Here is a 26,185-nt window from a genome sequence, read left to right as displayed (position 1 = left end):
TTTTCTTTGTAAAGAGCCAGCTTATCATGCATTATATGTTAAAATAAACAGCGCTATCCCTATATTTATCTTCAATATAAAAACCATTGAAATCAGGCGCAATTTTTTCGATTTTCTCAATAACATCTTTTAAAATATGGATATAGGGTAGATAAATCAACTCATCTACTTTCTTATTTCCAAGAATAAGGGCAAATTTTCCTTTATCTATAATTCTAAGTCCAGAAAAATGATAACAGATCAATTTGTGATTATTAATATAGACTTTGCCATCCCGTCGACGAAAATTATACTTTTGCTCGTTCCAGGGGGCTATATTTACACCCGGTGTATTGATTCGGAAAATTTTCTCAAAGGATCTGGGCATCAAATCGAGATATTTTTGATCTCCGAAATTACCGCCATCTACCCTGTCATAACACCACTCCATGCATTTATGCTGCCACCAGGTGAGGACTTTTTTGCTGGACTTATTATTTCTAAATACGATAAAGCCGGAATTATATTTACCGCATATAAGCTCTATCTCTCTACTCCCTTTTGAAAAATCGTGGGGGGAAAGCATTACAGTATACTCTGTATTTTTTTCATAGATTGGTGCTGGGTCATTAAAAAAACACATATCTGCATCTGTATAGGTAAGGTGTTCACCTAGATTGCGTTGTTCTAAAAGATATTTGATAAAAATAGGTTTAAGCGTCCAGCAGTATTCATTTAACGCTCTTTCATTTTTCATTAAAGTTAGTGAGCTGTTTTCCAGATCTTTTACGTGAACCAATATGGCATTGTACAAATTCAGCTGATTGCATATAGCATATACATCATCATCCATACATAGGATGTATATCTTAAAATCTTTTGTATTATAAAGCAATGATTGATATAAAGCGATTCCCTGATACAGTTTATACCTGCTTAAAATCGTACAAAAAGCATTTTTCAACTATACCCACCTCCTTCTTTTAATTCCGTCCTCCAAGCGGTGTTGAACTTCCTGATGATACATGATCGATTATCCTCCTTATATTCAACCATAAATCTTTTCTCACTTTAGCATATGTATAAGCTTGGCATTGTGTTAAAGTCTCCTGGTATGAAAAGCATTCCTCTTACAGCAGGGTTCTAAAAAAGCATTGAATTTTCCAATAATTTTTATTGACATTTTATTTAAAAACACATAAGATATAAATAGAAATACCCCACCCATAGGGGGAGGGAAAAGAAAGGAAGAAGAGAATGAAAGAGCGTATTCTCGTCATCGGAGCAGTAGCAGCTGGAACAAAGGCAGCTGCCAAAATGAAAAGAGAAAATTCAGAGGCTGATGTGGTGATCGTTACAAAAGATCAAGACATTTCTTATGCCGGCTGTGGCCTACCCTATTTCATAGGAAGCTTGATTGAAGACAGAAAAGAGTTGGTAGTTAAGACACCAGGGGATTTTAAGGCAGTTACAGGGGTAGATGTATGGATCATGCATGAAGCAACAAAGATCAATCCACAGGAAAAAACTGCAAACATAAAGAGTTTAATAACGGAGGAGGAAAAACTTTTTTACTATGATAAGCTGGTGATTGCAACCGGAGCCTCACCTTTTGTTCCCCCCATACAGGGTAAGGATTTAGAAGGTGTGTATACACTCAGAACGATTGCTGATGCTGTTTCCATTCGAGAATCCGTAGATCAGGGCAGTGTAAAAAAAGCAGTGATCGTAGGCGGAGGATTTATCGGTCTTGAAGTAGCGGAGAATTTAAGAGAAAGAGATATTGAAGTATCTGTTGTAGAATTAGCACCCCATATTTTGCCGCCCTTCGATGAAGAAATGGCGTTGTATGCACAAAACTATATGCAAGAGATGGGTGTAAATATATTTACGGAGGAGAAAGTTACTGCATTAGAGGACTGCAAAGGAAAAGTTTGCCGCGTCATTACGGATCAAAGAGAAATAGAAGCTGATTTAGTGGTTCTATCTGTAGGGGTTCGGCCTAATGTAAGCCTGGCTAGGGAAGCTGGTATAGAAGTAGGAAGCACCGGTGCCATAAAGGTAGATAAATCAATGAAAACGAGTGTTCCAGACATTTACGCTATTGGAGACTGTGCAGAAACCTTGCATCTGGTTACTGGCAGACCTGCATGGATTCCCATGGGCTCTACTGCAAATAAAATGGGCAGAGTTGCCGCTGTTAATCTAATGGACACAGGGAAAGAAATATTGCCGGGGGTATTAGGGACTACAATTGTTAAGCTGTTCAAGTTAAATGCAGGGAAGACCGGTTTGTCAGAAAGAGATGCTAAAAAGGCAGGTTATCCAGTGATAACAGCTATTGTACCCGCCAATGATCGAGCCCATTATTATCCCGGATACAGGGAAATCATTACCAAGCTGATTGTAGATCAGGAAACGCACAAAATCTTAGGAGCACAGGTTATTGGAGAGGGTGTTGTAGATAAACCCATTGATATTTTGGCAACAGCCATTAGCTTCGGTGCGAAGGTAGAGGATATTGAAAAGCTGGATTTGGCTTATGCGCCGCCATTTTCTATGGCGATGGCTTCAACAATTGTAGCTGCTAATGTTGTAGTCAACAAGTTAAAGGGAAAGCTGGAAAGCATCTCCCCCATAGAATTAAAAAATAGACTGGAGTCGGTACAGGTAGTAGACACAAGAGATGAAGGTTCTTATACCATCGGTACGATTCCGGGAGCCATAAATATCCCGGGAGGAGAGCTTAAGTTTCGAGCCCGGGAGTTAAACCCAGACAAAGAAATCGTGTTAGTCTGCAAGATTGGGAAAAATGCATATTTATCCTATCTCACACTTAAAGGGCTGGGATTTAAAAAGGTGAAGATTTTAGATGGCGGTGTCCGTGTCTATCCATTTGAATTAGAATAAAAAAGGTGAAGGGAGATTTAAATCATGGCAGAAATTATATTAAATTGTAAAGGATTGCAATGTCCCGGCCCAATTATGCAAGTGTTTAAGACGGCTAAGGAGGCACAAGCTGGAGATGTGATCCTCGTAAAGGTAACGGATAGGGGATTTGCAAAAGATATACAGGCATGGTGCAAAAAAACAGGCAATACACTGCTGGAGTTAAACGAGGGAGAAACAGAGATATCTGCAAAAATATTGAAAAAGTAAGAGGGTGGTTACATGACAGACAAAAAGACGATTATCGTATTCAGTGGAGATATGGATAAGGTAATGGCCAGCTTGATTATTGCCAACGGTGCAGCTGCCATGGGTAATGAGGTTACCATGTTTTTTACCTTTTGGGGATTAAATACGCTGCGGAAGGCAAAAAAGATAAAAGTTAAGAAGGATTTTATGGAAAGATTATTTGGCTGGATGATGCCACGGGGTGCTGAAAAGTTAGGCCTTTCAAAGATGAACTTTGGAGGAATGGGAACTGCTATGATGAAAAATATTATGAAAAAGAAAAATGTCAGCAGCCTGCCAGAATTAATCGAGAGCGCCCAGATGATGGGAGTTAGAATGATTGCCTGCACGATGTCCATGGATGTAATGGGCATTAAGGAAGAGGAATTAATCGAAGGAATTGAGCTTGCAGGGGTAGCCAGCTATTTAGGTGAAGCAGACGAGGCCAATGTTAATTTGTTTATCTAATAAAAAGAAAAGGGATGTTCTCAAGAATATCCCTTTTTCTGTATAAAAACTATTGTGTGATGGTGATGGTTTGTGTTGCAGCATTCCAATCTACATTTGCTCCAAAAGCTTCACTAATAAAACGAACAGGTACTACCGTTCTGCCACCGGTTACGATTTTTGCCGGTACATCTAGTTGGATGGACTTACCGTCCTTTGTGGCAGTCGTTTTGCCGATGGTTAATACAACTTTAGAATTAGATTTTGTAGCTGTTACTGTTTGTGCTTTTGCATCCCAGTCAAGCTTTACGCCAAGGGCTTCCAGGATGGCTCTCACAGGCACCAGTACTCTTCCGTTGTCATTCATAGGCTTTGCATCGAATGCTACTTTTTTTCCATTTACCATTACAGTGATCTCGGTGGGTGCTTGAGATTTAGGGGCTTCTATTTGTGAGGCTTCTTTAACGGTTATGTAGTCTTTCCCTACAATCTTTTGTCCCTCCGCACTGAGGATAAAGTCAATAAATTGTTTTACAGCACCGGATGGGGCAGATTTTGTTAGGAGCAAGAAAGGTCTATAGATGCCATATTTTTTTGCTTTGATGTTGGCTTCTGTAGCCTCTACCCCAGCGATTTTTAAAGCTTTCACAGTGGTATCCATTGCACCTAAAGATACATAACCGATAGATTCCGGTGTTACAGCAACAGTTTGTTTTACGGCACCAGTAGAAGGCTGTGTGATCGCTTTGTTGGTTGTGTTGTCTACTGTTTTACCGCTGGCATCTTTGCCTTGTATGCCTGTAATTTCAATAAAAGCGCCTCTTGTACCGGAACCTTGCTCTCTGGATACGACTACGATCGGTTTATCGGCACCGCCAACTTCTTTCCAGTTGGTAATTTCACCAACAAAGATCTTTTTTACCTGGTCCATTGTCAAATCACTGGTTTTATTGGATGGGTTTACCACCACTGCGATTCCGTCCAATGCAATTTCAAATTCATGAAGTCCTTTTTCACTTGTAGTCAATTCTCTTGAAGACATACCAATGTCAGCAATTCCATCTGCTGCGGATTTTACGCCTACACTGGATCCTCCGCCCTGTACTTCAATCTTGATATCTTTATTTTTTTGCATATAGGCAGCTGCTAATTCTTCAGCAAGAGGCTGTACGGAGGTGGAGCCTGCAAGGACAATCTTTGTTTCAGCTGCAAAGACTGCGGAAAAAGGTGTACATACTGCGATGATCATAGCAAAAACCAACAATCTGCTGATCATTTTTTTCATGAAATTTCCCCCTAAATTTTTATTTTTGAAGAACGAATTCTTTGTTGTCTGTCCTTCTAAAAAGTATTATAATTCATACAAAATCTAAGGAAAATAGACTTGCCAGAGTTTTAACATAATTTACTATAGTTTAACAAAAATTAGTAATATTCTTCATAGCTGTGAATTAGTGCTTTTTGAAAGCAGGTCTTTGTGGCAAAATAAGAATAGAATGATAGGATGTTATTTGAGGAGGTATTTGAGATATGTCGAGAGAGCAAGCAAAAAAGGATGTCATTAATCGTTTGAGGACGATTAAAGGACATATTTCTGGGATTGAAAAAATGATAGAAGAAGATAAGTCATGTGATGAGGTGTTGCTTCAGATTGGTGCCATTAAGGCATCCATTCATAAAGTAGGCCTGGTGATTATGGAGGAACACGCCAAGGAATGCTTGATCAATATAGAAGAAGGCGAATCGGTGAGCAAAGAGAAAGTAGAGAAGGTATTAAATACCATTGTAAAATATGTAAAATAAAAGATTACGGCTCGAGCTTCAGTTGTGTTTTCCATACAAGAGAAGATAATTGAGGGTAAGCTTGAAGAATGCCCAGGATGAGAAGGGGCCTCCCGAGGGATGCAAGTCCGGCTCTTCTGGCATAGCTGCCTCCAATAATCATCTGGGTGTTTGCAAATGGCATCGTATCTATGTAAAGTAGATCTTTGGGATCTTTCTTGGTGATCGTCATAATACTGCTAAAGGCATTCAGAAACATAGAAGGTGCATAGCGACGGGCAAAAGAAAATATTTGATGGCCATAATGATCTTTTCCATGAAAGACTAACCGCCCTTCCGAATCAGTTCTGAACCGCTCAGATAAAATGAGCTTTTCGATTTCAGTTTTTCCGGGAATTTCGTCAGAGGGCAGTTCATTTAAATGAATTGCTGCAGCTATGCTAGGACCATGAGTGCCACCAATATCATGATAAATAATGTACAAGGATATTCATTCCTTTCCTAGGCAGTCTTCTATATTGTTTACTTAGGGTGAAAATTCTATACTTTATCAAATTTTTTACTAGATTACGAGAATTACATTCATTTTAAGAAATGATTACAAATCCCATGTGTAAAAAGAAATATGCTACAATAAAATTACCCAATCATATTTTTATACCACTTCATCTCATAGTACATGACTATGAAAGGATGCTGAACCCCAGCATCCTTATTTTTGTGCTATAATCCGTATGGTGTGAGCAGTAGCACTAAGATGAGGAAAAATAATAAAAAGGTTGTTGGATGCTCTGTGCAATAAGATGTATCTTTAAGGATGAGTATTAATAGTAAGAAAAAGAATAATAGACTGTCACCTGAAAATATCTTATTTGTTGTCATTGTCATAAATACACCTCCTTCTATCTTATAATATTCTGAACCCTAAGGGGATGGACCTATAGAGGCAGGCAGGAATATGGATAGAAAAGTTTAAAGATTAAGAATATTTATTCAAAAATAGGATTACAAAAACTTAATACACTTAAAAGGGCTATTATGCTATTATGTATAGTACATGCAGCTTGCGGATACCGTTTTCCTAAAAGAGGAAAACTGCATAAAATTTCATTGAGAATTCATAAATATGCAGAAATGGGTCCATGTAGCTTGAAAGCAATTTTAGCATTATTCATTAAAATATTAGAAGAAGGAGGAAAAAAGAATGGAAAAAGTAAAAGTACAGAACACAAAGAAAAAAGGACTTTTTAATGTTTTTCTTAATATGATTGAAAAGGTAGGAAATAAACTGCCGCATCCAGTAACACTTTTCGTACTGTTCAGTATTGCTGTAATTATTATTTCAGATTTAGCTGCACGTGCAGGTGTTTTCGTTGAATTTACTATGGTTGACGCAGCTACGAAAGAAGTGAAATTAACAACAGTACAGGCCATCAGTCTGCTAAATGCAGATGGAATCCGATATATGTTTTCTAAGGCCGTATCAAACTTTACCGGTTTTGCGCCTTTGGGAACCGTATTGGTAGCGATGTTAGGTGTTGGGGTAGCTGAGGGAACTGGATTAATTCAAGCTGCTTTAAGAAAGCTTGTTTTAAGTACACCGAAGGGATTAATTACTGCAGTGGTTGTATTTGCAGGGGTTATGTCCAATGTAGCATCGGATGCAGGGTATGTAGTATTGGTACCGCTGGGAGCTATTGTTTTCTTAAGCTTTGGACGACACCCGCTGGCGGGACTTGCAGCAGCATTTGCAGGGGTATCAGGAGGATTTAGTGCCAATCTGCTCGTAGGAACGATAGATCCGCTGCTAGGGGGAATCAGTACAGAGGCTGCAAAACTGTTCAGCCCCGGGTATACAGTGGCTGCAACTGCGAACTGGTATTTTATGATTGCATCTACATTCTTGATTACAATTTTAGGTACGCTGATCACAGAAAAAATTGTTGAACCACGACTGGGAGAATATAAAGGAAGTGCGAAGGTAGATTTACACAATTTAACAAGTGAAGAGAAAAAAGGTTTAGCTGCAGCAGGTGTTGCATTATTACTGTATGTTGTTGCAATCGCTGCAATGGTAGTACCTGCTAACGGAATCTTAAGAGACCCTGAGGCTGGTACAATTTTAGGACATTCTCCGTTTATGGATGGAATCGTACCCATCATTGCGTTATTCTTCTTAATTCCTGGTATTGTTTACGGTATTTTTGCTAAAACCGTTAAGAATGACAAGGATATTGCAGCTGCTATGGGTAAAGCCATGAGCACAATGGGCGGATACCTTGTATTAGCCTTTGCGGCAGCACAGTTCGTATCTTATTTTGGATATACAAAACTTGGAACAATCTTAGCGGTTAAAGGTGCGGATTTCTTAAAGGCAACAGGGATGACAGGATTCCCATTAATCATTGGATTCATCATCGTATCTGCTTTTATCAACCTGTTTATCGGATCTGCTTCTGCGAAATGGGCGATTATGGCGCCGGTATTTGTACCGATGTTGATGGCTGTAGGATATTCACCAGAGTTTACGCAGGTAGCTTACAGAATTGGTGATTCTACAACAAATATTATTTCCCCATTAATGTCTTACTTTGCAGTAATCGTAGCATTTGCAGAGAAATACGATGAAGAGGCGGGAATCGGAACCCTGATCTCTACGATGGTTCCTTACTCTATTGTATTCCTGCTTGGATGGTCAATCCTGTTGGTTGCTTGGTATTTCTTAGGATGGCAATTAGGACCAGGTGTGACAATGTTCCTTCAATAAACTTCAACAAAGGCACCCAAGGGTGCCTTTACTTACATATAGAAGATGAAAATATTTATGATAAAGAAGGGAAAAATAAAACCTTAGAGAATAGGAAAGAATATGCACAAAGATATACGAAAATGGAGGGAAAGTTATGATCAATAGGGAACGTATTGTGGGAGAGTTTTTGAAGTATGTACAGATTAACAGCTTAACAAAAAAGGAAGGCAATTTTGCGAAATTTATTGCTGAAGAACTAAAGGCCATCGGACTGGACGTGTATGTAGATGATGCTGGAGAAAAAATCGGCGGCGATACAGGAAATGTGATTGGGAGACTAAAAGGAACGAAAAGTGCGCCATCCATACTCTTTAGCTGCCATATGGATACTGTAACGCCAGGGCAGGGGATTAAGCCTGTTATTAAAGAGGATGTTATTTATAGTGACGGAACTACGATTTTAGGTGGAGACAATAAAGCAGGAATTGCAGCGGTTATAGAAGCCCTTAGAGTGATTAAAGAAAATAATTTGACCCATGGAGATATCGAGGTAGCCTTCAGCATCGCAGAAGAAGGGGGACTTTTTGGAGCCAAAAATTTAGATTATAGTAAAATTGAATCAAAGTTAGCTTTTGTATTGGATAGCGGTGGAGATCCAGGACAAATTATTGTCAAAGGGCCGGCACAGGATAAAATCAATGTAAAAGTTATTGGGAAACCTGCTCATGCGGGCGTTGCTCCGGAAGAAGGTGTGAGTGCGATTCAGGTGGCTGCTGCGGCAATCAATAGAATGAAGCTCCTAAGAATTGATGAGGAAACTACTGCCAATATTGGTGTGATTCAAGGCGGTCAGGTTACCAATATCGTATGTCCGGAAGTAGAAATCAAAGCAGAAGCCCGAAGCCTAAATGATGAGAAGCTGGATCAACAGACTGCACATATGGTAGCTTGTTTCAAAGAGGCAGCAGAAGAATTTTCTGCGAAAGCTGAGATTGAAACAGAGCGGATGTACGGTGCCTTTGTGGTAGATGAAAAGGACGAGATCGTAAAGCTGGTAAAGAAGGCTTGTGCGAAGATGGGAATTAATGCTTTTACGGATTCTAGCGGAGGCGGAAGCGATACCAACATCTTAAATGGCAACGGTATCAAGGCAGTGAACTTAGGAATCGGTGAGCGAAAACCCCATACCTTGGAAGAGCATTTAAAAATAGATGATTTAGTGAATTCTGCAAGATTAGTATTGTCCATTATTGAGACAGTAGAATAATGAAGTATAGGTATTGAATAAAATATATGAGTATAAGAAGCTGATGTATTTCATCATCCTTAATTTTCCTCACATGAACATCTAAGCTGTACAAACAATAATAATAGACTCTGTTTAAAAGTGAGGGAACTAGAATGAGCAGAAGAACAGTTTTTGGAAATGCACAGGAAGCTTTGGAGCAGCTAAAGGAAGAAATGGCTGCTGAACTGGGTGTCGATGGCAGTCAGCTGGATACAGGGGATTTGCCTTCCCGCAGTATCGGACACTATGGTGGGATCTATGGCGGCAAGATTGGCGGGCAGATGACCAGGAGACTCATCGAAATGGGTGAACAGCAGCTTACTCGACAGAAATAATATTTTAATAAGCAAAAGTTGAAAGACAAGGTTAGCACATGCCTTGTCTTTTGTGTATATTCGCATATACTATAGTTATAAAGGATTAAAGAACAGGGGGAAAAGAAAATGAAATATCCATGGATAGAGATTGCTAAGAAGATTCAAGCCCTTGCTCAATCAGGGCTCACCTATGCAAATAACAGCTATGATATAGAACGCTATGAAGCCTTGAGAGACATAAGTATTGAAATGATGGCTCTTTTTTCAGATATGGAAATGGAGCAGGTCAGAGAGCTGTTTGCCAACGAAACAGGGTATCAAACCCCTAAGGTAGATGTACGGGGCGTAATTTTTCAAGAGAATAAAATTCTTATGGTACAAGAAAATATTGATGGATGCTGGTCTTTGCCCGGTGGCTGGGCGGATATCGGGTTGAGTCCGGCGGAAGTGGCAGTCAAAGAGGTTTTGGAGGAAGCAGGCTATGCAGTAAAGGCTTTACGTCTATTGGCTGTAATGGATAAAAAGAACCATCCCCATCCGCCATCCCCTTATCACATTTACAAAATATTTATACAGTGTGAAATTACAGGCGGAGCGCCAAAAGCAGGCATGGAAACCAGCGATGTAAAATTCTTTGGAAAAAATGAATTGCCAGAGCTGTCATTAGATCGAAATACCCAGTGTCAAATTTATAAGATGTTTGAATTTCTAGATGATCCGCATAAGCCCTCCCTATTTGATTAAAAATAAAAGGAAGTTGTATAAAAAATGAAAAATTATATTCCGTTCATAATACTGCTGATACTGGCCACAATCATTGCTTATTTTTATGCCCAGGCAAATTTTACAAAGCTCAACTATGTTACGATTGCTACATCTAAATTTTCTAAAGGGGGAGTATTCCGCATCCTTCAGATTTCTGACGTGCATGGCAAACGGTTTTCCGATGGCTATAAAAGGATTATAAGGCTGGTAGGAAGTGCAGATCCTGATTTGATTGTGCTAACAGGAGATATTATTGATGTCAATACAAAAAATTTTCAGCCGGTTTATGATTTTTTAGATGAGCTGATTGAGAGACAGTATCCTGTCTACTTTGTCTGTGGAAACCACGACCGGAAAAATATAGAAGGGTATATTTTTGTACAGGAGATTTCTAACAGAGGCATTCATGTGCTCAATAATCGCAATAAAGTGATTAAAAAAGAAGGTCTTCAGATCAATCTATGCGGCGTAGATGACCCCCATACAAGGCGTGAGAAGTTAGATAAGGCATTGAATGGAATTAATATAGAGAAGTTCACCATTCTCTTGGCCCATTCACCTAAAATTATTAAACGCTATCCTAAAATTCCGGTGGATTTGATTTTAAGCGGCCATACCCATGGGGGGCAGATTCGTTTGCCTTTTATTGGTGCGCTGGTATCCTCCGGAGATGGGTTTTTTCCCAAATATAATAAAGGATTATATCTATTGCGAGAAAAACAGCTGCTTTACATCGACAGCGGCTTAGGTACGCGGATGATTCCAATCAGGACTTTTAATCGGAGTCAAATGAGCCTGCTGACCATAGAAGGTCAGGATATATAGGGCGAAAAGCATGGAGAATTTATCCATGTCGGATAAATAAAAATAACTATTGCAATTCTAGGAAAAATAGTTTTTAATATATCTATTGGCAATGTACATGCATTCCATTTGGATAATTATACAGTAAGAAAGAACAAAGGAAGGACGTGATCATTATGAGAAGATTAGATCATAACAAGGCTCCTTTATTTGAAGCCATGAAGGCATACCACAGGAAGAATGTGGTTCCTTTTGACGTTCCCGGTCATAAGCACGGGAAAGGGATTCCGGAGCTGGTAGAATATTTTGGCAGTGCAATGTTGGAGTTGGACGTTAACTCCATGAAGGATCTGGATAATCTTAGCAATCCTATTGGTGTCATTCGAGATGCAGAAGAACTGGCCGCAGATGCTTATTATGCAGATCATGGTTTTTTCTTGGTAAATGGTACAACAGCAGGGGTTCAGGCTATGGTAATGAGTGTGTGTGAACCTGGAGACAAGATCATCCTTCCTAGAAATGCACATAAATCAGCAGTAACTGCACTTATTTTAAGTGGAGCGAGTCCTGTATATATACAGCCAGAGGTAAATGAAGAACTTGGAATTGCAATGGGAGTAAGTCTGGAGAGCGTAGAAAAGGCGATTGCCAGACATCCTGACGCAAAGGCAATCTTTTTAATCCATCCAACTTATTATGGCGCCATATCCGATGTAAAATCTATTGTTAAGACTGCCCATAAATATGGGATGACGGTACTGGTAGATGCTGCCCATGGAGCCCATTTAAATTTTCATGCAGAGCTGCCGGATGATGCGATTGCGCTAGGCGCAGATATGTGTGCCGTCAGTACCCATAAGACTGGAGGATCACTGACCCAGAGCTCCCTGCTTCTGCTGCGTGAAGGTATCGTAGATGCAAAGGCGGTAAAAACAACGCTAAATTTAACACAGACCACCAGTGCATCCTATTTACTGATGGGAAGTATTGACGTAGCCAGGAAGCTTTTGGTTACAAAGGGCGGAGAAATGCTTGCGGAGGTGCTTAAACTCAGCCGCTGGGCTAGAGAGGAAATCAATAAGATTGATGGGTGTTATGCCTTTGGAAAAGAGTTAATTGGTACTCCCGGAGTATTTGATTTTGACGAAACGAAGCTAGGGATCAATGTAAGAAATCTTGGCCTGACAGGCCTTGAAGTATATGATATTTTACGGGATGAATACAACATTCAAACCGAGCTGGGGGATTTATATAATGTATTGGCGATTGTCAGTCTCGGGGATACCCAGGAATCTTTGGGGGCGCTGGTAGCTGCCATGAGGGAGATTGCTGTAAAATACCGAAAAAGTGAAGAAGTTAAGCTGACAAAGGGGATTTTGAAGAATCCGGATATTATTGTATCACCGAGGGATGCATATTATAGTGAAAAAAGAGTAGTGCTTTTAGAAGAAGCAGTAGGAGAGATCAGCGGAGAGTCTATTATGGCCTATCCGCCGGGAATTCCGATTGTTACGCCCGGTGAAAAGATTACAAAGGAAATGATTGAGTATATTAAGCTTCTGAAACAAGAAGAAAGTTTGTTGCAGGGTACAGAGGACCCTTATGCAGAGCATATTAAGGTGCTGGGTGTTGGCGGCACACGATAAAATCAAGACCTCCATAGGAAACTATGGAGGTCTTAGTATATAAAAAGGGAAGAGAATGGCCTCTGCAAAAAGATTGAGAGATGTATGGCAAAGAGAAGTAAATCAATCAATAGAATTAGCTGTATGATCAACAGTTAATTCTATTGATTGATTTGAAAATCTATTGTATACTATTATTCAAGGCAGAGTCATCAGACAACGCACCAGTAGAAAAGCGGTTATAGATTTGGGGGAAAAGAATGATTAAAAAGTATAAACTGCGCAAAGGCTGTATGTACTATATTAAAGTTAAGGAGTTTAACTCCAAATGGCAAGAACGCATTTATCGATGGAAATTAAGTCTAAAAGGGTGGACATTTGAAGAACTTCAAGACTAAGAACACATAAGGTGTTCTTTTTTTTAAAAAATTTTTTGTCGGAAAGAAAAAATTGAGAAATTCTGTAAATCTATATATAATTATTTAGAGGATCAAAATATTCATACAAGTAGTGAGGAAAATATATGGAGCCATCTCTTGGGAAAAAGAAAAAGTCCTTTCAAATGGTAGATCTATTGCTGTTGATTACAGTAATTATTTGGGGAATAAATCCAACGGTCGTAAAAATAAGCCTGCGGGAATTTTCTCCCTTTGCTTTTAATGCAGCCAGGTATGTGGTAGCTACTGTTGTATGTTGGGTACTTTTGTTATGGATAGAAAAGGATTGGCGGGTTCATAGGAAGGATTTAATTCCTATATTGGTAATCGGATTGTTTGGTAATTTTGTGAATCAAACCTTTTTCATTATCGGTGTAAATAATACAACCGCAGGAAACTCTTCTCTGATTATGGCAGGAGTACCTATGATTGCAGCGATTATAAATGGGATACTCAAAATTGAAAAAATCAGCGAAAGAGTTGCTTTAGGGATTGCAACTTCCTTTGCAGGGATTCTCCTGATCATCTTAGGAAGCGGCAGCCGTATCAGTTTGGTAGATCAATATTTCTACGGGAATTTGATGATGATGGGCAATGCCATTACCTGGTCCTTTTATACGGTTATAAATAAAAAATACCTGAATAAATATTCGGCTCTGAGGTTGACTACTTACGGAGTCAGCGTTGGAACCCTATGCATGTTAATATTTTGGTCTGGAGCCCTGCGTACGCAGGATTGGAGAAGTATCTCCATGATCAATTATGGTGGAATGTTTTATTCCGGCGCACTTTCCATTGCAGCAGGCACCTTGTTCTGGAATCTGGGGATTGAAAAGGTGGGGAGCACAAAAACCTCACTTTTTAGTAACGTAACGCCAATTGTGTCTGTTATTTGTGGGGGTATACTGCTTCAGGAAAGTTTTAAACTTCTGCAGGGTGCAGGTGCCCTGCTGATTTTTGCTGGATTATCCATCGTCAATAGAAAAGAGATCAAAGAAACAGCTGTAGCAGCTGTAGAGGAACAGTCTGTGTAAGGGAAAAGAATACAATAAAAATAACAATCCCTGAACAATTGTTTTCAGAGGTTGTTATTTTTTATTAAAAGGGGTATATTTTGAAAAAAACATAAAAGTCAAAGCTTTTACACTATAAATCGAGAGAATGAGCAAAGGAAGGATATGGTTTCACCAAAGGTAAAAATTAAAACAGAATAAGTCAAAAAACGCATAAAACGACCTTAGCTAATCCCATAAAAAAATAATATAATTTGAAGATAGCATAGTGAATAAAAGGATTGTAGCAGTCATAAATATTAGTGAAATCAGCTGTTACGCTATTACTGGATGAGGAGTGGAAAAGATGAAAGTAGGCATCCCTAGAGCCTTGCTGTACTATTATTATTATCCGTTTTGGAAGACTTTCTTTGATGCGCTAAGTGTAGAAACGGTAGTTTCCAGGCCTACATCAAAGGTGATCGTCAATAAGGGCATTGAGGTTTCTGTTCCTGAAATTTGTGTGCCTATTAAAGTTTTTGCTGGACATGTTGCAAGTATTGTTGATCAGGTGGATTATATATTTATCCCAAGGATGGTGTCGATATCAAAAAATGAATTTTTTTGTCCTAAATTTATGGGATTGCCTGATATGGTTAAATATACAGTGCCAGGGGCGGCTGACAAAATACTGAGCCCCAAAATCCAGTCTGATAATGACAGTATTTCAAATCCTAAATATTATGCAGAAGTTAAACGGGTCCTGGGAATTAGTTCTTGGGAGCTTCAGCGAGCGCTAGCCAAAGCTGAAAAGGCATGGCAGAAATTTAGACAGCTCAGCAAGGACGGATATGTATTATCAGATGCGCTGAAAATCTTTGAAGGAGAGCCATTGAAACAGGAAATTTCTAAGAATAATGAGGATGTAGTCACCATCGGGTTAATGGGATATGTATATGATATCTATGATGAATTTGTCAGTATGAACGTTATTGAAAAATTAAAAGAATCAGGGGTAAAAATTATTACCTTCGAGATGCTTGAAGAGAAGCAATTGCTAAAAAGTCTGCAGTTTATGAAAAAACAGTTATTCTGGACTTTCAGCAACAAGCTTCTGGGTGCAGGCTACCATTTTTACCATGATCCAGAGGTAGATGGTGTTATTCAAGTGACAGCCTTTGGTTGTGGCCCTGACTCCATGATTGGAAAAATGATGGAATTAGATTCTGGCGCCTATGATAAACCGTTTATGACAGTCCGTGTAGATGAACATACAGGAGAAAGCCATCTCCAAACAAGGGTGGAAGCTTTTGTAGATATGATTCGAAGAAAGAACCGAGAAAGGGGAGGTGGAATACAGTATGAAAGTAACCTTTCCATACATGGGAACAACGCTGGTTTATAAAAAACTGGTGGAAATGCTGGGACATGAAGCCATATCTCCGCCGAAGCCCAGTCAAAGAACCATTGATTTGGGGGTAAAACATAGCCCGGAATTTGCATGCTTTCCTATGAAAGTAATCATGGGCAGTTACTTAGAGGCGGTAGAAAAAGGAGCAGAAGTAATTCTTACATCGGGAGGACACGGGCCCTGCCGTGCCGGCTTTTACGGCGAAATGCATAAGCGGATCCTGCAAAATCTTGGGTATAATGTAGACCTGATTGTATTCGATTCTATTCGCAGGGATTTTAAGTCAGTAGTAAGCAATATCTTGAGATTAAAAGGAAATAATTCTTGGATAAAGCTTTGGAAAATTTTTATACTGGTATATAAAATGGCTTATCAAGTAGATGAGCTGGAAATGCAGCTGCAGACGAAACGTGCCTATGAGGTGCAGCAGGGAAGCTGCAGCAAAACCTGGGAAAAAATTCAAAGGCTTTATGAGAATGTATATACAGAGGGTGAATTGGCCCAGGCATGCATACAAGCCCAAGAATGGATCGATGAAATCTTGATCAAGGAAGTACCGGAGGATCAAAAAATCCGGATTGGCATTGTAGGAGAAATCTATGTGGTGATGGAGCCTACGGTGAACATGAAGATGGAAGAAACTCTAGGCAGCTTAGGGTGTGAGGTCAGAAGGGGCCATTACCTGTCTCACTGGATCGAACACAATATTATTCCAAGACCTTTTAGCAAGTCACGGGAACACATTATTCAGCAAAAAGGTGAAAGATATATTGAAATCCAGATCGGGGGACATGCCCAGGAAACCATGGGACATATTGTAGACTATTATGATCAAGGCTTTGATGGGATTATACACCTGATGCCTTTCGGATGCTTGCCGGAACTCGTTTCTCAAAGTATTATGCCAAAGCTGACGGAAGATACAGGAATGCCGGTGTTGACCATTGCCTTAGACGAACAGACAGGACTTGCGAACAACCTGACTCGGGTAGAGGCATTTTTGGATTTAATCCGAAGTTCTAAGAATAGCAAATTAAGTAAAGTATCCTAAAAAGTGGGGGCAGAAGCATGGATAAGGTATTTTTAGGAATAGATGTAGGATCAGTGAGCACAAACGTGGTGGCCATCGATGAAAATCATCAAGTGTTGTCCCGGCAATATATCCGTACCAATGGTCAACCTTTAGAGTCAGTAAAAACAGGGATTCGAAACCTTCGTAAAGAATTAGAAGGGAAGTATACAGTACACGGTGTAGGTGCCACTGGAAGCGGACGGCAGCTGATCGGGATTATGGTTGGCGCAGATGTAATCAAAAATGAGATCACTGCCCATGCCACGGCAACGATTAATTATGTGCCGGAGGCCAATACCATTTTTGAGATAGGAGGCCAGGATTCAAAAATCATTTTTTTAAATAAAGGGCTTATTACAGACTTTGCCATGAATACCGTTTGTGCAGCCGGAACAGGTTCCTTTTTAGACCATCAGGCAGAGCGGTTAGGGATTCCGATTCAGCAGTTTGGAGAATATGCCCTCCGTGCAAAACGGAAGGTGCGCATTGCAGGAAGATGTACAGTTTTTGCAGAATCCGATATGATTTCTAAGCAGCAGTTTGGATTTTCAAAGGAAGAGATTATTAACGGACTATGTGAGGCATTGGTGCGTAATTATATCAACAACCTAGGCCGGGGCAAAAAGCTAAAACCCCCTTATGTATTTCAGGGAGGCGTAGCGGCCAATGTAGGCATTCGGGCTGCTTTCGAAAAAGAACTGGGTGAAGAAATTGCAATACCTAAGTATTATGACGTGATGGGTGCACTGGGAGCCGCCATCCTTTCAAAAGAAGCCATCGAATATTCAGGAGAGAAAACCAAGTTTCGGGGGTTTGAAGCAGCGGATATTGAATTTACACCTACCAGTTTTGAATGCAGCGGCTGCAGCAATCTTTGCGAGGTGATCAAGGTTGAGATCGACGGGGAAACTGCTGCCATGTGGGGAGACAAGTGTGCTAAATGGACCAATAGTGTAAAAAGCATATAGTTAAATTTCTATATGCAAAGAATAGAATCAATTTTTTAATGTATATCTCTCTGAGCTTTATGACATAATAAAAACATCTTTTTGAGATTGACAGCGAAGGGAGAGAACAACATGTTTTTTAGAAGCCATGAACCGCAGGAACCGGTCTACGAGAAAAAGCTGGTAGAAGTTTGGCAGTGTCCCGATTGTATCGGCTGGATGCAGAAGGAGTTTGCATTATCGCAGCAGCCAAGCTGCCCTTTCTGTTCAGCCAGTATGGTCGATGGTATGAAAGAAATCAATGTACCCATATAGTTTAAAAGCTATCGTTTGACGGTAGCTTTTATTTTTGTTCCAGGTTTGTACTTTTTTCTACATAGTATGACATTATGGAAACTTTCAGGGTATAATAGAAGGGAATAAATAAAGGGGGATATTATATGAAATGGAAAGTGCGGGAACTTTGGATTGCGTTAGCCATTCTTCTGCTGATGCAGCTTGGATTAAGCTATTCATGGAAGGGTATGACGAGCAAGGCAGAGATTCACAGTACAGGTGTATTGGAAAGAATTCGGGGAATATCGGAATTAAGCACAGTTGAAATGTATTTTCATGAAATTCTCGACTTTCAGGATGCCAAGTATTTTAGAGAAATAGAGATTCCCTTTACAAAAAAGAGCTTTATCTTTACCGTAAAAGCCAAGGTAAAGGCAGGCATAGATTTAAGTTTAATGAAGGATGAGGATATAGAAGTCATCGACGGCAAGACCATCCGGGTGAGGTTACCGGAAAGCCGTATCACATCCAAAGAGATACTGGAGTATAATTCCTACCATGAAAAGGATGGGTTATTTAACGAAGTACGGAATCAAGATGTATTTAATGCATTGGAACAGTTAAAAGAAGATTTGGAAAGCCAGGCAATTGAGATGAAAATTTTAGAGCAGGCAGAGAAAAATGCCCATAGAGCAATAAGTCAACTGTTATTAGGCATCGGTTTTGAGGAAGTAGTATTTGAATAATCCTAGATGAATGAAGCCGTAGAGTTGAGATGAATATGGGTAGGGACGACCAGTGATCGTCCGCCTTATACGGTATCTTTTTTAAAATTAGCCTGAAGGCTTTATTTGTTTAGAGAGAAGGATTTTAGAGAGGGAAGGAGAATACATAACAAAAATGTAGATGAGGGGGAGACGAATGGATTGGAAGGAACTTTTTCGGGAAGGAGAGCTTCTCGTCAGTGATCGGAAGATTGGAGAAGCCATAGAACACTATCAAGGGATGATGGAAAAATCACAGGAGGAGCCTACAGTATACTTTTGGGCATTAAAGCACTTAGGAGATGTGGTAGGTTATTTAGGCCTTAAGGATTACCTGCAGGCTATTGATATATATCAAAAGATTATCAATGAATATGAAGATGAGGAAGATACATTGTATAACTGGTGCCAGTTGGATATTTCCAGAGCCTATATGGAAATGGGTTTAGAAATGCTCCAGAATTTTGATAATATGCGGGAAATCATTGAGCCGGCAGATGAGGAAATGAAAAGATATTATGCTAAGATTTTAGAGAAACGAAATGATTATATCGAAAGAGAAGCAGAGATTCTCTACCGAGAAAGAATGTAGATAAATACCTCCCCTAAATTTAGGGGAGGTATTTTCTGGTGTTATAAAGTGAAAATTTTGGAAGGATTAAAAAATTCTAATCTTCTTGGGTAGACATACAGACAAAAATGGGGATAATCCGTATGATGAAAGGGAATGAAAAGAAACGATTGAGGTGTGCAGTTATGGGAATTATTATCAAATTTATATTGCGAAATATTCGGGAAAAAAAATTCAGGACCTTCTTAATTATATTTTCTATTACCCTTTCTGCGGGACTTTTTTTTGCTTCTAGTGCTATTTCTGGTACTCTTGAAGAAATGTATGTTAACCGTATGCGCAAGCATTTTGGAAGTGCTGAAATCCTGATACATGCCAATGAAAAGTCCCCCTCTGGATATTTGTCCGGTGCCAGTGCTGAAGTTTTTAAAGAAGATTTTCAGTACATCATAGAAGCTGTAGAGGGCGGGGGATTTTATAAACCCAGTCGGGATGAGAGTGTTCAAGTGGATTTGAAGGGCTTTGACTGGAAGGATCTACAGCAGATGAATCCTGTTCAGCTTAGCCATTCTTTTCATCCAGACGGTTTCAAGGGAAAAAAGACAATGATTAGCCGTGTAACGGCAGAGAAATACAAGCTGGATATTGGCAGTACCATGGAAATTGAAATAGGCGGTCAAAAACATCGGTTCTTGATTGCAGCCACCGCAGAGCCTATAGGGCCTTTTCAAGAGGATGGTCGTTCTACCACAGTCTATATGCCAAAAGATACCCTCAGTGCCCTTCAAAACAATAGGGGAAGAGCTACCACGGTTTTTATAAAATTAAAGGATCCAACGCAACTGCAGCAGATGATGGAAGCGTTGTCCAAGAGCTATCGGCGTTATACAGTCCGTGAACCTGTGACCCGGGAGGAAATTAAACAGTATACCAACCGAATTACTACTCCATTCATGCTGATGACCATCATGGTTCTGTTTATGAGTGTTTTTATCATCTACACATCTTTCAAAGTCATCACCATGGAAAGGCTGCCGATTATTGGCACCTTTCGCAGTATTGGTGCGACCCGAAAAATTACAGATGCCGTATTATTGTTGGAAAGTATGGTTTACGGTATCCTTGGCGGTTTGCTGGGCTGTGGTTTTGGAATAGGGGTATTATGGATAATGACTTATCTCATGTCCGAGAATCCTTGGACTGGAGTACGGATGAATGTAGAGATTCAATTTAGTCCTGTGCAGTTAGTCACTAGCTTTTGTATAGCTTTGATCCTATCAGTCATCAGCTCCTTGGTGCCGATTATTAAGATTTCAAAAATCCCTGTGAAAGATGTCGTATTGAATAAAGTTGAAATACAGCATAAAAAGGAAAATAGAAAGCTTTATATAGGCGTGTGGTTTTTAGCCACAGCTATTTTGCTGCCAAGGTTTGTACCCCGTCAGGCAGCGTTAGTTTTCGGAGGCCTCTGTATGCTTTTGTCTGCTGTTGCAGTAACCCTTCTGATTCCTTACATGATCATTGGCTTTGTAAAAGTATTTGAACGGGTTTATTTACATGTATTTGGAAATGAAGGTGTTTTGGCTGCTAAGAATTTGCGGGATAATCGAAATATCATTAACAACATTACCTTATTATCAATAGGAATCTCCAGTTTGTTGATGATCAATACCATTAGTCATAGTGTTGTCAAAGAGTTGGTGAGCTTTTACAGGGAAGCTACTTTTGATGTTTGGATGTGGACTTACCAAGGAGATCGGAATCTGGACCGGCTGTTAAAGACTGTAGAAGGTGTATCGGAGGTATATGGGGTTATAGGTGCCCAGAATGTAGAGATTGCAGATACAACAAATCAAATCAACCTGCTTCATGGAGTGGATAAAAATAGATATGCAGATTATTGGAATGTAGGCTTAACCAATGTACAACTGCAGGAACTAGATCAGGATAGAAATATTCTTTTAACCCATATATTAAAACAGAAATTTGGCGTAAATCAGGGTGATATCCTTATGCTGGAAACACAAAGAGGAAAGAAGCCTTATCGGGTAATTGGCTTTTTTAATTCCCTTCGATGGACGGGCAATTATGCATTGATTTCGGAACGATTTTTAAAGTCGGATATGGGAGAAAAATATTATGATGATATTTACATCAAAACAAACAAGGAGCCTGAAATAGTGAAAGATAGTATAAAGAAAAAGTTTGAACGAAGGCAGCCTTGGGTTATGACCATCGCGCAAATGGAAGAAAACGAGCATAAGTCTAATGGTCAGCTCTTTATCATTCTCAATGGCTTTTCCATCATGGCGATGGTGATCGGCATTTTTGGAATATTAAACAACTTTATTATTAGCTTTATTGAGCGAAAGCGTTTCTTGGCGATATTTCGTTCTATCGGGATGAGTAAAGGGCAAATGATCAAGATGATTTTTATAGAAGCATTAACGGGAGGATTGATTGGTGGGATTGTAGGAGTTTTTGCCGGGATCGCAATGATTTCGATTATACCCTATGTAATGCGGGCCATGGATACACCTATACCCATGCATTATTCCTTCACTTTGTTCTTATATGCCCTATGGGCAGGGATGAGTATTACGGTCATTGCATCCATCAGTCCTTCGTTAAAATCTTCAAAGTTAAATATTGTGGAGGCCATCAAGTATGAATAGAGGTGAAACCTTGGAGAAGATCATAGAAACCATAGGACTATATAAAACCTATCAATTAGGAAACATTGAGGTAGAGGTGCTCAAAGATATTAATCTAACGATTCCCAAGGGAGAGTTTGTATCGATTATGGGGCCTTCGGGTTCGGGAAAAAGTACCTTGCTGTATCTGATTGGCGGCTTGGATCAACCTACCTCCGGCAGCATCAGAATTAAAGGGAAAGAGCTTTCTGACATGAAGGATCAGGAGCAAAGCATCATGCGCAGGCGGGAAGTGGGTTTTGTATTTCAATTTTATAATCTGATTCCTAACCTTAGTGTGGAAGAGAATACGTTGCTGCCTGTATTGTTAGATGGGAAAAGGATTAAGGAATACCAACAAAGATTGGATGAAATATTAGAAGTTGTGGGTCTTTCGGATCGTAGAAAGCATACCCCGAGAGAATTATCCGGGGGACAGCAGCAGCGTGTAGCAATTGCAAGAGCCCTCATTAACGAACCGGATATTATACTAGCCGATGAACCCATTGGAAATCTAGATAGCAAAACGGGGATGGAAGTGATGGCACTATTGCAAACCATCAACCGGGAAAAAGGAAAAACTATTGTGCAGGTTACCCACTCCAGGGAAGCTGCTGCTTATGGTCAGCGAACGATCCATGTTAGGGATGGAAAGGTGGAGGAACAATGAAAAATAAAACAAAGAAGCTTTTGCTTATAGGATTGATCTTGCCCATGCTCCTCACAGCAGGCTGCAATCGAGCAGAGAATAAATCCGTGGAGGACGAAGATGCTGTAGAAGAAAAAAATACAATAGAAGCTTTTGGTTATGTGCGGGCAGAGAATCCTAGAAATATTGTTATCGACATTCCTGCTAAAGTAGAGCGAATTGAAGTAAAGGAAGGGCAGCGGGTATCTAAAGGAGATCTGCTGATCCTTTTAGATATAACGGATTTCGATGCAGAGATCCGCAAAAAGGAGCAGGAACTGCGGGTATTAGAGCTAGAAAAGCAGAAGGCAGAAAAGACTGTTTTTGAAGATTTGAATAAGGACCCAGCTATGAAAAAATTAGTGGGAGATCTGCAGTTTGCAGAGGATGAGTTGAGGAAAGCGCAGATAGATCTTCAAGCAAAAGAAACCTTATATCAGCAGGGTGCCATTCCGCAGCGGGAGTATGATGGAGAGCAAAAAATCTATCAGGGAAAGAAAAAGGCTGTGGAAGACGCGCAGCTGGCTATAGAAGGTATGGAATACGAAAAGAAGCAGGAAAAGGATCAGCTGCTTATACAGAACGAAAAAATTATGGCGATGAAAAGTGAACTGGTTTTATTAAAAGAAAAAGTGAATAGAGATTATTTAATGGGCACCCAGATTATATCTGACATAGAGTCGGGGGTGATTTATGAAATCGGCTATAGCCAGGGAGATATCCTCAGCCCAGAGAAAAAACTGTGCAGCATTTTGAATCTAGAGAGTTTAATAGTAAAAGCAGAGGTGGCCGAAGAATTTATTAAGGATGTAAAGCTAGAGGCAGAGGCGACCATCATTCCGTTGGCAGATAAGTCAAAGGAATACAGAGGAAAGGTTGCAGCCATTGCTGGAAAGGCTGTGGAAAAAGGGGGAGAGACTTTGGTCTTAGTGGATATTGCCATTGAGAACAACGATGGTTTTTTACTGCCGGATTTTAATGTGGATGTATCCATTGATATAAAATAAGCTTATATGAGTATATTATTCATCGAGACATGGGGAAGTTCCTTGACGCAGGAAAGGTGCGTCCCCATGTCTCAGTTTTTAGAATCATTTTGTTTCATAAGTATAAATTTTTACCCTCCTGACCATCCTATAGAAAGAGAAAGGGGAGGTAGAAATGAAGTATATTCAGGCAAATATCGAGCAGGGCACAGTGTCTTTAAACAGCGAAGAGATAAAGGATATGATTGAAAACAGCAATTTTTTTGAAGAGGTAGTGGATATCAGCCACCAAGTATATGAAGACAATATCTTGGCCTTTCGAGTAAAGCTGGACGGGTCAATTTTAGAAGAAGAAGTGGAGAGGGATTTAGAAGAAGAAGGATATGTTATGACGGATGAGGATGAGTATACTTCTGTTTTGCTGGAGCAAGCAGAGTACTTTATTGATTCAGCTGTAGATGACATTAAGGATCGTATCGAGAGTCGATATAATATCGCCCATATGGGGAGCTCGTATAATATTTATCAAAGCAGCAGCGGCACATCAAATGTACGGTTTGTGCTGACCTTATCCTTTGGTGCTATCGGACATGGTCAGCTCTTTGAAATTACCAATGCAGTTGTAGATAAAAACTATACAAGGAATACAGGAGAATTCCAGTAAAAAGGAAGGATGCAAGAGGGCATCCTTCCTTTTTACTGAAATTTCATCCGATATTCTGCAATTAACAAATCTACCATTCTGCCGTAGCTGTATACCCCATCCTCCTGCCGGTTAGACTTTAGATAGGCATTGTTAATCTTTGTATGGGCCCGTTCAACGGGACCTGCGTAACGTTTGTTGTATTCTTGAATAGCAGCCAAATCTCTAATAATACCCGAACTGTATTGAGACCTTAATTCTCTGTAACGCTCCTGATCATAGCGGTACAATTGGTTCATGGCATTCATAAGTGCCAACAAAACACCAGAGTATTGAAAGTCAGTGTCCGGATGGAAGCTAGCTGTAAGATAGGCGATATAATTGGCTTCATCTTCCCGTGCAAAGCCTCGCTGATGAGCCATTTCATGAGTAGTAGTAGCAAGAATAAGAGGGTCAGGCGTAGTTGTATTTACATTGGCTTCCCCCGTCAAAGGAAAGTAGATACCGGAGATTCCTGTATAGGCCATGGCATGAGAAAACAATATGCCCTTAGGCCTGCTTAGCGCGCCTCCAAGCTCTGGATAGACTGCAGCTGCTGCATCATATCCTAAATGTGCACGACGGAACATATCTGACTTTCCTTTAGGAAGAAACATTACCCCTTGATCATTTTCTGCTACTTCCTCACGGAGGGAATTGGCTCTTTCAATAAGGCTTTCAGACAAGGCAGCCAATTCTTCTACGGAAGCAGGCTGAGTATCCAAACCTGCAATCTCTGCAAAAGGCAAACGATGATAATTCAATCCCCATAGAATAACAAAGGAAAAGTAGATGAAACAGAAGGAGATAAAAAGATGGATTACCCAGTGGCCCAAAATACGGAATCCTTCGGGTTTTCTGCGAATAATTTGCAGAATTCCACGGGAAAATCCAAAAATCAAATAAAGTAAAAGTAAAATAACCATAAATTCCCCTACAGAAAAAGGAACAAATCCTGTGATCAGGCTTAGAATACGCTGGATTAAAGGATATAAGGAACCGACATAGATTTGTTCAACCAATGAGGGACGTGCAGCGGCGACAGCGGTAAGCAGCAGACTAAGGGGCAACAAAAGGAGAAACGGTAATTTTTTTGGAAACCTTTGATTGCTCATTGTAGTTACCTGCTTTCTAATTATTTGAATTCTTCCATGCCCAGATTTGCTAAGGCATCCGCCCGAATATTCATTTTAGTGACATACTCAAAATCCTCCAGGGTGAAATTGGAACCGTTCCACTCGATAAATTTCTTAAACCACTTTTCCATTTCATTTTTACGTTCAAGGCTTAGGTGGCCCTTGACTCTACAGAACTGAATATCTTTCTGGCGGTTGATCTGCTCCAGTAAGGCCTCCCAAAGTTCCTGGTTTTCTACAGGCGTTTTAGCGGAAGTCATCCATCCGTTCATTTGCCATTTAATATACCATTTTTTCGTGAAACATTCAATCAAATAAGCACTGTCAGAATATACCTTAAGGGTTAATCCATCCTGTGTTAAGGACTTCAGAGCTTCCAGCAGTGCGGTCATTTCCATGCGATTGTTGGTTGTATTGACTTCCCCTCCCCAGAGCTCTTTTTGATGCTTGCCATATTCTAAGATGGCACCCCAGCCGCCAATATTTTCATCATACTGATTACCGGAACAGGCTCCATCCGTATAAATATTAATCACCTTCATTTTTTTCCTCCTCCGTATCGAAGTATACTACCTTATTATAACAAATAATAATTGT

General features: G+C 39.9%; 26 protein-coding genes. 21 read left to right on the top strand and 5 right to left on the bottom strand.

The genetic code is table 11. The features are described from left to right. Positions 1–31: 31 nt before the first annotated feature. The gene (locus Gferi_RS12060; protein ID WP_069976824.1) at positions 32–943 is read right to left on the bottom strand and encodes a putative nucleotide-diphospho-sugar transferase; all 912 of its coding nucleotides are present in this window, start codon (positions 941–943) and stop codon (positions 32–34) included. Positions 944–1,236: 293 nt separating this feature from the next. Between Gferi_RS12060 and Gferi_RS12055 the strand changes: the two genes are divergently transcribed. The 3 genes from Gferi_RS12055 to Gferi_RS12045 are packed head-to-tail and all read left to right on the top strand — an operon-like array spanning position 1,237 to position 3,624. After that, positions 1,237–2,889 (top strand): FAD-dependent oxidoreductase, encoded by a 1,653-nt coding sequence (locus tag Gferi_RS12055; protein WP_069976822.1) that lies wholly within the window; start codon positions 1,237–1,239, stop codon positions 2,887–2,889. Between the two features lie 24 nt (positions 2,890–2,913). Beyond that, entirely contained in the window at positions 2,914–3,138 is a 225-nt protein-coding gene (locus tag Gferi_RS12050; protein ID WP_069976820.1) for a sulfurtransferase TusA family protein, read from the top strand. A gap of 12 nt (positions 3,139–3,150) precedes the next feature. Then, positions 3,151–3,624: a DsrE/DsrF/DrsH-like family protein gene (locus Gferi_RS12045; RefSeq protein WP_069976818.1), complete on the top strand. Its 474-nt coding sequence runs from the start codon at positions 3,151–3,153 to the stop codon at positions 3,622–3,624. A gap of 49 nt (positions 3,625–3,673) precedes the next feature. On the opposite strand, the gene Gferi_RS12040 is transcribed toward Gferi_RS12045, so the two are convergent. After that, a complete protein-coding gene (locus tag Gferi_RS12040) occupies positions 3,674–4,888 on the bottom strand; it encodes a phosphate ABC transporter substrate-binding protein PstS family protein (protein ID WP_069976816.1) in 1,215 nt (404 codons plus the stop codon). Positions 4,889–5,133: 245 nt separating this feature from the next. Between Gferi_RS12040 and Gferi_RS12035 the strand changes: the two genes are divergently transcribed. Beyond that, on the top strand, positions 5,134–5,406 hold the full coding sequence (locus Gferi_RS12035; RefSeq protein WP_069976814.1) for a metal-sensitive transcriptional regulator: 273 nt from the start codon (positions 5,134–5,136) through the stop codon (positions 5,404–5,406). A 4-nt stretch (positions 5,407–5,410) separates the two neighbouring features. Here Gferi_RS12035 and Gferi_RS12030 read toward each other — a convergent pair whose 3' ends face one another. Next, positions 5,411–5,869, bottom strand: coding sequence for a DUF3189 family protein (locus Gferi_RS12030; protein ID WP_069976812.1), 459 nt, complete (start codon positions 5,867–5,869; stop codon positions 5,411–5,413). Between the two features lie 720 nt (positions 5,870–6,589). On the opposite strand from Gferi_RS12030, the gene Gferi_RS12020 reads away from it, so the two are divergent. The 17 genes from Gferi_RS12020 to Gferi_RS11940 all read left to right on the top strand — a co-directional run bounded on the left by Gferi_RS12020 (position 6,590) and on the right by Gferi_RS11940 (position 24,434). After that, positions 6,590–8,152 (top strand): AbgT family transporter, encoded by a 1,563-nt coding sequence (locus tag Gferi_RS12020; RefSeq protein WP_069976809.1) that lies wholly within the window; start codon positions 6,590–6,592, stop codon positions 8,150–8,152. 136 nt (positions 8,153–8,288) lie between these two features. Next, complete coding sequence (locus Gferi_RS12015) at positions 8,289–9,401, top strand: M20/M25/M40 family metallo-hydrolase (RefSeq protein WP_069976807.1); 1,113 nt, start codon at positions 8,289–8,291, stop codon at positions 9,399–9,401. Positions 9,402–9,535: 134 nt separating this feature from the next. Continuing rightward, the gene (locus Gferi_RS12010) at positions 9,536–9,757 is read left to right on the top strand and encodes a small, acid-soluble spore protein, alpha/beta type (RefSeq protein ID WP_069976805.1); all 222 of its coding nucleotides are present in this window, start codon (positions 9,536–9,538) and stop codon (positions 9,755–9,757) included. A gap of 108 nt (positions 9,758–9,865) precedes the next feature. After that, the gene (locus tag Gferi_RS12005) at positions 9,866–10,483 is read left to right on the top strand and encodes an NUDIX hydrolase (RefSeq protein ID WP_069976803.1); all 618 of its coding nucleotides are present in this window, start codon (positions 9,866–9,868) and stop codon (positions 10,481–10,483) included. Positions 10,484–10,507: 24 nt separating this feature from the next. Further along, on the top strand, positions 10,508–11,329 hold the full coding sequence (locus tag Gferi_RS12000) for a metallophosphoesterase (RefSeq protein ID WP_069976801.1): 822 nt from the start codon (positions 10,508–10,510) through the stop codon (positions 11,327–11,329). A 155-nt stretch (positions 11,330–11,484) separates the two neighbouring features. After that, on the top strand, positions 11,485–12,954 hold the full coding sequence (locus tag Gferi_RS11995; protein ID WP_069976799.1) for an aminotransferase class I/II-fold pyridoxal phosphate-dependent enzyme: 1,470 nt from the start codon (positions 11,485–11,487) through the stop codon (positions 12,952–12,954). Positions 12,955–13,456: 502 nt separating this feature from the next. Beyond that, positions 13,457–14,404, top strand: coding sequence for a DMT family transporter (locus tag Gferi_RS11990; protein ID WP_069976797.1), 948 nt, complete (start codon positions 13,457–13,459; stop codon positions 14,402–14,404). 325 nt (positions 14,405–14,729) lie between these two features. Then, positions 14,730–15,767, top strand: a complete 1,038-nt coding sequence (locus Gferi_RS11985; protein WP_069976795.1) for an acyl-CoA dehydratase activase-related protein — start codon at positions 14,730–14,732, stop codon at positions 15,765–15,767. After that, positions 15,724–16,824 (top strand): acyl-CoA dehydratase activase-related protein, encoded by a 1,101-nt coding sequence (locus tag Gferi_RS11980; RefSeq protein WP_069976789.1) that lies wholly within the window; start codon positions 15,724–15,726, stop codon positions 16,822–16,824. Before Gferi_RS11985 ends, Gferi_RS11980 begins: the two co-directional genes overlap by 44 nt. A 17-nt stretch (positions 16,825–16,841) precedes the next feature. Beyond that, on the top strand, positions 16,842–17,813 hold the full coding sequence (locus tag Gferi_RS11975) for an acyl-CoA dehydratase activase (RefSeq protein WP_069976788.1): 972 nt from the start codon (positions 16,842–16,844) through the stop codon (positions 17,811–17,813). A 111-nt stretch (positions 17,814–17,924) separates the two neighbouring features. Continuing rightward, positions 17,925–18,107, top strand: coding sequence for a cold-inducible protein YdjO-related protein (locus Gferi_RS11970; RefSeq protein ID WP_069976787.1), 183 nt, complete (start codon positions 17,925–17,927; stop codon positions 18,105–18,107). A 125-nt stretch (positions 18,108–18,232) separates the two neighbouring features. Next, positions 18,233–18,814, top strand: coding sequence for a DUF4230 domain-containing protein (locus tag Gferi_RS11965; RefSeq protein ID WP_069976786.1), 582 nt, complete (start codon positions 18,233–18,235; stop codon positions 18,812–18,814). Positions 18,815–18,989: 175 nt separating this feature from the next. Further along, complete coding sequence (locus Gferi_RS11960; RefSeq protein WP_069976784.1) at positions 18,990–19,424, top strand: tetratricopeptide repeat protein; 435 nt, start codon at positions 18,990–18,992, stop codon at positions 19,422–19,424. A gap of 122 nt (positions 19,425–19,546) precedes the next feature. After that, positions 19,547–22,078, top strand: coding sequence for an ABC transporter permease (locus Gferi_RS11955; RefSeq protein WP_169832990.1), 2,532 nt, complete (start codon positions 19,547–19,549; stop codon positions 22,076–22,078). Then, entirely contained in the window at positions 22,071–22,766 is a 696-nt protein-coding gene (locus tag Gferi_RS11950; RefSeq protein WP_069976782.1) for an ABC transporter ATP-binding protein, read from the top strand. The genes Gferi_RS11955 and Gferi_RS11950 overlap by 8 nt, the downstream gene beginning before the upstream one ends. Beyond that, the gene (locus tag Gferi_RS11945; RefSeq protein WP_069976780.1) at positions 22,763–23,791 is read left to right on the top strand and encodes an HlyD family secretion protein; all 1,029 of its coding nucleotides are present in this window, start codon (positions 22,763–22,765) and stop codon (positions 23,789–23,791) included. The genes Gferi_RS11950 and Gferi_RS11945 overlap by 4 nt, the downstream gene beginning before the upstream one ends. A gap of 154 nt (positions 23,792–23,945) precedes the next feature. Then, on the top strand, positions 23,946–24,434 hold the full coding sequence (locus tag Gferi_RS11940; RefSeq protein WP_069976778.1) for a hypothetical protein: 489 nt from the start codon (positions 23,946–23,948) through the stop codon (positions 24,432–24,434). Between the two features lie 32 nt (positions 24,435–24,466). On the opposite strand, the gene Gferi_RS11935 is transcribed toward Gferi_RS11940, so the two are convergent. Together Gferi_RS11935 and Gferi_RS11930 are read right to left on the bottom strand one after the other, a co-directional pair. Next, a complete protein-coding gene (locus tag Gferi_RS11935) occupies positions 24,467–25,567 on the bottom strand; it encodes a DUF3810 domain-containing protein (protein WP_069976776.1) in 1,101 nt (366 codons plus the stop codon). 20 nt (positions 25,568–25,587) lie between these two features. Then, a complete protein-coding gene (locus Gferi_RS11930) occupies positions 25,588–26,130 on the bottom strand; it encodes a ribonuclease H family protein (RefSeq protein WP_069976774.1) in 543 nt (180 codons plus the stop codon). Positions 26,131–26,185 lie beyond the last annotated feature (55 nt).

Source organism: Geosporobacter ferrireducens, from assembly GCF_001750685.1.
GTDB lineage: Bacteria > Bacillota > Clostridia > Peptostreptococcales > Thermotaleaceae > Geosporobacter > Geosporobacter ferrireducens.
The sequence above is the reverse complement of the archived record's forward strand: the minus strand, read 5'-3'. Positions and strand labels throughout refer to the sequence as shown.